Origin of the sequence: uncultured Campylobacter sp., from assembly GCF_937997405.1 — a bacterium.
In the GTDB taxonomy this organism is placed as follows: domain Bacteria; phylum Campylobacterota; class Campylobacteria; order Campylobacterales; family Campylobacteraceae; genus Campylobacter_B.
This window is the reverse complement of record NZ_CALKTL010000020.1, coordinates 1-5,894: the sequence shown is the minus strand read 5'-3', so window position 1 is coordinate 5,894 and position 5,894 is coordinate 1. Positions and strand designations below refer to the sequence as shown.

Sequence of the window (5,894 nt, the reverse complement as noted above, 5' to 3'; positions counted from 1 at the left end):
TGATTAAATTTAATTGAATCGAAGCAGGCCTGTGGGGCTAAAACGGCGCGTGCTTTTAAATTTAACCCAAAAGCCCTGCGCCTTTTACCCTCTGCGAACGATCCGCCGCGTAGATCCTCTTCCCGCCTACTACTTTGCCGCCTTCGATTTTACCGCCCTTTACGTCGTATTTCCAGATCGGCGCGGCCGCCTTGAAATCCTCCACAAACTCGTTTATTAGCGCCAGAGCGACCTTGCGCTGCGGGCTTACGACGCCTGCTACGTAGGAGCTTTCGTGGATCGGCACATCCCTGTTTGCATGTGCAAAAAGAACGAATGCGCCCTGTGCCGCAGCCTTTTGCTGCCACGCTTCAAACCAAGTCCGCAAAATCGGCTCGTATATATCGAAGCTCAGCGCGCAGATGCCGCCCTCTTCGCGCACGATGCCTACAAAAGTAATGAACGCGCCGCAATTTGCGTCTTTAAATTTAGCGTACCAGCGCGATAAAATCGCATCTACGTCCAAGCTGCCCTCATAAATTTCAGGCTCGATCCCGCTTAAAATTTCTTGGTTAAATTTAGCTTCGCTCATCGTCGCCTTCTAAGCTTAGCCGCCGCAAACGGGAGGCAAAAGGCTTACGCGATCGCCGGATTTAAGCGCGAAATTCGCATCATAAATCATCTTATCATTTACCGCTACGGCGCAGTTTGAGAGCCACTCTCGCAAGTCTTCGTCCTTTTGCAGCTCCGCTTTTACCTCTTGCAAGGAGCTTGCGTTTAGGTGCAGGGGCTCGCGTCCGATCGGCCCTAAAAATTCTATCTCTACCATTTTTGTCCTTTTTTAAAGATTGGGCGATTTTAACTAAAAATTCATAAAATTTTATATAATTGCGTAAAAATTTAATGAGGAAAAACGATGAAAATCGATGAAATTTCGACCCCCGCCTATGTGTGTGAGGAGCAAAAACTGGTAAAAAATTTAGAAATTTTACGCGGCGTAGGCGAGCGAAGCGGCGCAAAAATTTTATGCGCGCTAAAAGGCTTTGCGTTTAGCTTCGCGATGCCTTACGTTGGCAAATACCTCTGGGGCGCAACTTGTAGCGGCCTGCACGAGGCGAAATTTGCCGCGGAATTTATCAAAAACGGCGAGATTCACACATACTCGCCAGCATTCAAAGAGGATGATTTGGATGAAATTTTAAAAATTTCAAACCACGTCGTATTCAATAGCGCCGCGCAGTGGCAAAAATATCGCGCAAAAGCGCTCGCTGCGGGAGCGTCGTGCGGCTTGCGGCTAAATCCGCAGACCTCCTTCTCGCCCAAAGACGCTTACAATCCGTGCGGCAGCTTTAGCAGGCTCGGGATGAGCCTTGAAGCGCTGCAGCGGGCGATCTTACAAGACGGCGAGTTTTTGCGCGGCATCTCGGGGCTACATTTTCACGCACTGTGCGAAGAGAGTGCTCAGAGCCTAGAGCGGGTGCTTGAGGTTTTCGAGGCGAAATTCGGCAAGTATTTTGACGGCCTAAAATGGCTAAATTTCGGCGGCGGGCATCATATCACGCGCGCAGGCTACGACGTGGAGCTACTGATAGATCTGATCAAAAAATTTCGCGAAAAATACGAAGTCGAAATTTATCTCGAGCCGGGCGAGGCGGTCGGTTGGGAGTGCGGATATTTGGTCGCTAGCGTGCTTGACATAGTAGAAAATGGCGCTAAAATCGCTATCTTAGACGCTTCCGCTGAAGCTCATATGCCCGATACCGTGCTGATGCCGTATCGTCCTGCGGTGCGCGGCGAGAGCGAGAGCGGTAAATTTAGCTACCGCTTCGGCGGCAATACCTGCCTCGCAGGCGATGTCGTGGGGCTTGAGAGTGGACGGCCCGAGTATAAATTTGACGCGCCGCTAAACATCGGCGATCGGGTGATTTTCGAGGATCAGATCCACTATACTATCGTGAAAAACACGACCTTTAACGGCATCAAGTTGCCCGATCTTGTTTTGGCGGACGAGCGCGGAGAGGTTTTAATGATCAAAAAATTCGGCTACGACGAGTACGCGAGGCGAAACTAGCGCGGCGCTTAATGCAAAAATGTAATTTTGCTTTGTAAGAAAATTTTTTGCAAAAAATGATATAATCGGCTCAAATTTTATATCTAAGGAAATCCATGAAAAGATTGTTTCTCGCGCTTTTCGCCTGTATTTATGCGCAGGCCGAGGAGAAAAAATACGCCGATATCGTGCAGGGAAATAGCGATGTTTGGGGCAATGCAAGGCTTGAAAATATCGATAGCTACGGCAACGGCTTCGGTCCGATCTTTCTGCAATTTCAAGGACATCTGCAAAGCTCGGGCTTTTTTGCTTGGTTGGCGTTGGGTGCGGTTTTGGGCGTAATCATAGCTTTTATTGGGCACTACGCGATCATAGGGCCGAAGCACTTCGATCATCACGCGGGCAAACCGATCTATGCATTTAATAAATTTGAGCGATTATATCATCTAGTAGCGGCCGTAGCATGGGCGATTTTGGTTCCGACAGGCTTAATTATGATGTTTGGCGAGGAATTCGGCGGCGGCGCTTTCGTGAGGTTTTGTAAAAACGCTCACGGACTGGCTACGATAGCGTTTGCGATTGCCGTTGTGCCTATGCTAGTGACATGGTTTTGGCGTATGCTGCCGCGAGCTTACGATATCAAATGGATGATGATCGTGGGCGGCTATTTAAGCAAAAAGAAGCGCACGATCCCTGCGGGTAAATTTAACGCAGGCCAAAAGGCGTGGTTTTGGGTCGCTACTTTAGGCGGCATAGTGATGATAGCTACGGGCGCGTCGATGTTTTTCCTAGACTACGATATCCCGGCGATGAGAAGTGCGCTAGGTATGAGCCAGATCGAAATTTTAAGAGCAAGCGCGATTATTCATAATTTTTTGGGTGCGGTCTGCGCGGTATTTTTGCTTGTGCATATCTATATGGCGGTCTTTGCGATCAGCGGTGCCATCCACTCGATGATCGACGGACACAAGCCGGAGGAGGAAGTTTACGTACTTCACCACTACTGGTATCGCGAGCTGCTCGATAAAGGGCAGATCGCCAAATCGCAATTTGAAGCGAAGTACCCGCGCTTATAACTTGGGTAAATTTTATGCGGGTCTGCTTGCGTGCGGCTCGCATTAGCTTTGAGGTTCAAAGAATTTTATTTTTTAAGGATTACATATGCAACTAGATTGTCGCAATTTAAATTGCCCGGAGCCGCTTTTGCGCACTAAAAAAGTCCTCGGCGAGCTAAAAATCGGAGAAAATTTAGAAATTTTAGTAAACGACGTAGCGCCGCGCGAAAACATAAAACGCTTTTTGGCTAAAAACGGCTTTGAGGCGCAAATTTCACAAGCGGGCGCCGACACGCTTATAAAAACCGTAAAAACGGACGAGCTGAAAGATGAAAGTATCGACGATATTTATTGTGATGTCGCGGTGCCAAAGAGAGGCAAGGTGATATTCCTAAACGAGGAGCAGTGCGGAAGCGGCCCGATCGGAAAGAGTTTGCTCGCTAAATTTTTAGGCGCGGCGTTAAGCTTAGACGAAAAACCCGTGAAGGTCATCTGTGTAAACAACGCCGTGCACATAACTACCAACCGCGGCCACGAATGCTTTGAGGCGATTAAAAAACTAAACGAAGCGGGAGCTGAAATTTTAAGCTGCGGAAGCTGTCTGGAGGGCTACAAACTGGTCGATAAGCTCGCGATCGGCGAGATTTCAAACGCATACGAAATCATGGACATCTTATCAAAATACGAAGCAATCAAACTATGATCTACAGAGATTTTAACCTCACGAAATTTATTGCAGCCGCCGGTTGAGCCGCCAAGCTTGACCCGGCGGGTCTAACCGAAAATCTTGGAAATTTAATCGAGCCCAACGCAAGTCTGCTTTCGTCCACCTGTAGCAACGAAGATGCGAGCGTATTTCGCATAAGCGATGATCTTGCGCTCGTGCAGACGCTCGATTTCATCACCCCTTTGGTGGACGATCCGTTTATCTTCGGACAGATCGCGGCGGCAAACTCCCTAAGCGACGTATTTGCAATGGGCGGTGAAGTGATAAACGCCCTAAACATCGTGGGTTTTGACGATTGTCGTTTCTCAAACGAAATTCTGCGCGAGATTCTGCGCGGCGGCAAAGACAAAATTAAAGAGTGCGGAGGGGTCTTGGTGGGCGGCCACACCATCTCTACCCCCGAAATTTATTATGGACTTAGTGTCACGGGGCGTGTGAATCCGCGTAAATTTTGGAGCAATAATACAGCGCGTGAAGGCGACCTGCTGATCCTAACAAAACCTCTAGGCACGGGCATTGTCGCTACGGCTATTAAGGCGAAATTTCTTAAATTTGAAGAATTTCGTGACGCGATAGAGAGCATGATTTTGTTAAATTTTTATGCCGTGGGCGCCTTGGCGAGCCTAAAAATACATGCCGCGACCGACGTGACGGGCTTTGGACTGCTTGGACACGCGCTTGAAATGATAAACGGGAACGTGAGTTTTAAAATTTATCCTAGCAAAATTCCGCTTTTAAAAAGCGCCCTCAGATGCCTTGATGAGGGGCTGATCCCCGCCGGAAGCTATAAAAATTTAAAATTTATCGCGCCTGGTGTCGATTCCGAGCCGGACATAACGCTTTGCGACGCACAAACCAGCGGCGGACTTCTGCTTGCCGTAGCGGAAAAGGACGCGGCGCGAGCGCTTGTAAATTTAAAAAACGCAGGCTACGCTAGTAGCGCTATCATCGGCGAAGTTATAGCACATGCCGAACATAAAATTTATTTAGTTTAAAATCTTTCCCATTCAGCCCCCTTTAAGCATCGCTCCTGTATAATCACAATTCTGTTTCGCACCGAGCCGAACCTGCTTCCTTAAGTCTTAAGTCCTAGTAGTTTTAGCCTTTTAGCGAACGTGTTTTTTAAAATTTCAACTGTTAAAAACAAATATCTTTAGTCAATCTTTGAAATCTAAACAAGTGATCGATTGAGCCTATGGATTAAGATTTAGATCGCCGGATCGAATTTAGGTTATTTTTTACATCCGTAACGAATATCTAATTAGCATCTAGCTTTAAACTAAATCTATCCATAAAAACGATGTTACAAAAACATAAAGTTTTTAGATTAAAAACTTCATAATCGTATCTACCTGTATAAGTATTAAAGAGTTTAAATCATAGATTAAATTTAAGACGCAGAATAAATCGGAGCCAAGCTTCGGTTTTTTTATGCTATCCTTAGAAATTTATGATTTGCGAAAAACTTGTTTTTTCGCAAATCTTTGTAACTTTAGGTGGGTGCAGGGAGCGAAAGCTCCCGCTCGCAGTAACGGCTTTGCCGTTGCGAGAAGTATAAATATGGAGAGTTTGATCCTGGCTCAGAGTGAACGCTGGCGGCGTGCCTAATACATGCAAGTCGAACGGAATTTAAAAGAGCTTGCTCTTTTAAATTTAGTGGCGCACGGGTGAGTAATATATAGCTAATCTGCCCCTTGCTGGAGGACAACAGTTAGAAATGACTGCTAATACTCCATACTCCTTTTTACCATAAGATAAATCGGGAAAGAATTTCGGCAAGGGATGAGACTATATCGTATCAGCTAGTCGGTGGGGTAACGGCCTACCGAGGCTATGACGCGTAACTGGTCTGAGAGGATGATCAGTCACATTGGAACTGAGACACGGTCCAAACTCCTACGGGAGGCAGCAGTAGGGAATATTGCGCAATGGGGGAAACCCTGACGCAGCAACGCCGCGTGGAGGATGACACTTTTCGGAGCGTAAACTCCTTTTGTTAGGGAAGAATAATGACGGTACCTAACGAATAAGCACCGGCTAACTCCGTGCCAGCAGCCGCGGTAATACGGAGGGTGCAAGCGTT

6 protein-coding genes and 1 rRNA gene are annotated in these 5,894 nt (G+C 47.2%); 5 read left to right on the top strand and 2 right to left on the bottom strand.

Translation table 11 applies throughout. From position 1 onward, the window contains the following. Window positions 1-61: 61 nt before the first annotated feature. Complete coding sequence (locus tag Q0372_RS00970; RefSeq protein ID WP_298101497.1) at window positions 62-571, bottom strand: molybdenum cofactor biosynthesis protein MoaE; 510 nt, start codon at window positions 569-571, stop codon at window positions 62-64. 15 nt (window positions 572-586) lie between these two features. Further along, window positions 587-808, bottom strand: a complete 222-nt coding sequence (locus Q0372_RS00965; protein ID WP_298101495.1) for a MoaD/ThiS family protein — start codon at window positions 806-808, stop codon at window positions 587-589. 87 nt (window positions 809-895) lie between these two features. Between Q0372_RS00965 and nspC the strand changes: the two genes are divergently transcribed. From nspC to Q0372_RS00940, 5 genes are all read left to right on the top strand, one after another. Beyond that, entirely contained in the window at window positions 896-2,050 is a 1,155-nt protein-coding gene (nspC, locus tag Q0372_RS00960) for a carboxynorspermidine decarboxylase (protein WP_298101493.1), read from the top strand. Window positions 2,051-2,145: 95 nt separating this feature from the next. Further along, a complete protein-coding gene (locus tag Q0372_RS00955) occupies window positions 2,146-3,105 on the top strand; it encodes a formate dehydrogenase subunit gamma (protein ID WP_297895584.1) in 960 nt (319 codons plus the stop codon). An 85-nt stretch (window positions 3,106-3,190) separates the two neighbouring features. Then, entirely contained in the window at window positions 3,191-3,787 is a 597-nt protein-coding gene (gene yedF / locus Q0372_RS00950) for a sulfurtransferase-like selenium metabolism protein YedF (protein ID WP_298101491.1), read from the top strand. Further along, window positions 3,787-4,806 (top strand): selenide, water dikinase SelD, encoded by a 1,020-nt coding sequence (gene selD, locus Q0372_RS00945; protein WP_298101499.1) that lies wholly within the window; start codon window positions 3,787-3,789, stop codon window positions 4,804-4,806. The genes yedF and selD overlap by 1 nt, the downstream gene beginning before the upstream one ends. Before the next feature lie 562 nt (window positions 4,807-5,368). Then, a 16S ribosomal RNA gene (locus tag Q0372_RS00940) occupies window positions 5,369-5,894 on the top strand; the annotation flags it as partial.

Coding starts and splice junctions, on each gene's coding strand:
- Q0372_RS00970 (WP_298101497.1), bottom strand. CDS start 571: ATGAGCGAAGCTAAATTTAACCAAGAAATTTTAAGCGGGATCGAGCCT.
- Q0372_RS00965 (WP_298101495.1), bottom strand. CDS start 808: ATGGTAGAGATAGAATTTTTAGGGCCGATCGGACGCGAGCCCCTGCAC.
- nspC (WP_298101493.1), top strand. CDS start 896: ATGAAAATCGATGAAATTTCGACCCCCGCCTATGTGTGTGAGGAGCAA.
- Q0372_RS00955 (WP_297895584.1), top strand. CDS start 2,146: ATGAAAAGATTGTTTCTCGCGCTTTTCGCCTGTATTTATGCGCAGGCC.
- yedF (WP_298101491.1), top strand. CDS start 3,191: ATGCAACTAGATTGTCGCAATTTAAATTGCCCGGAGCCGCTTTTGCGC.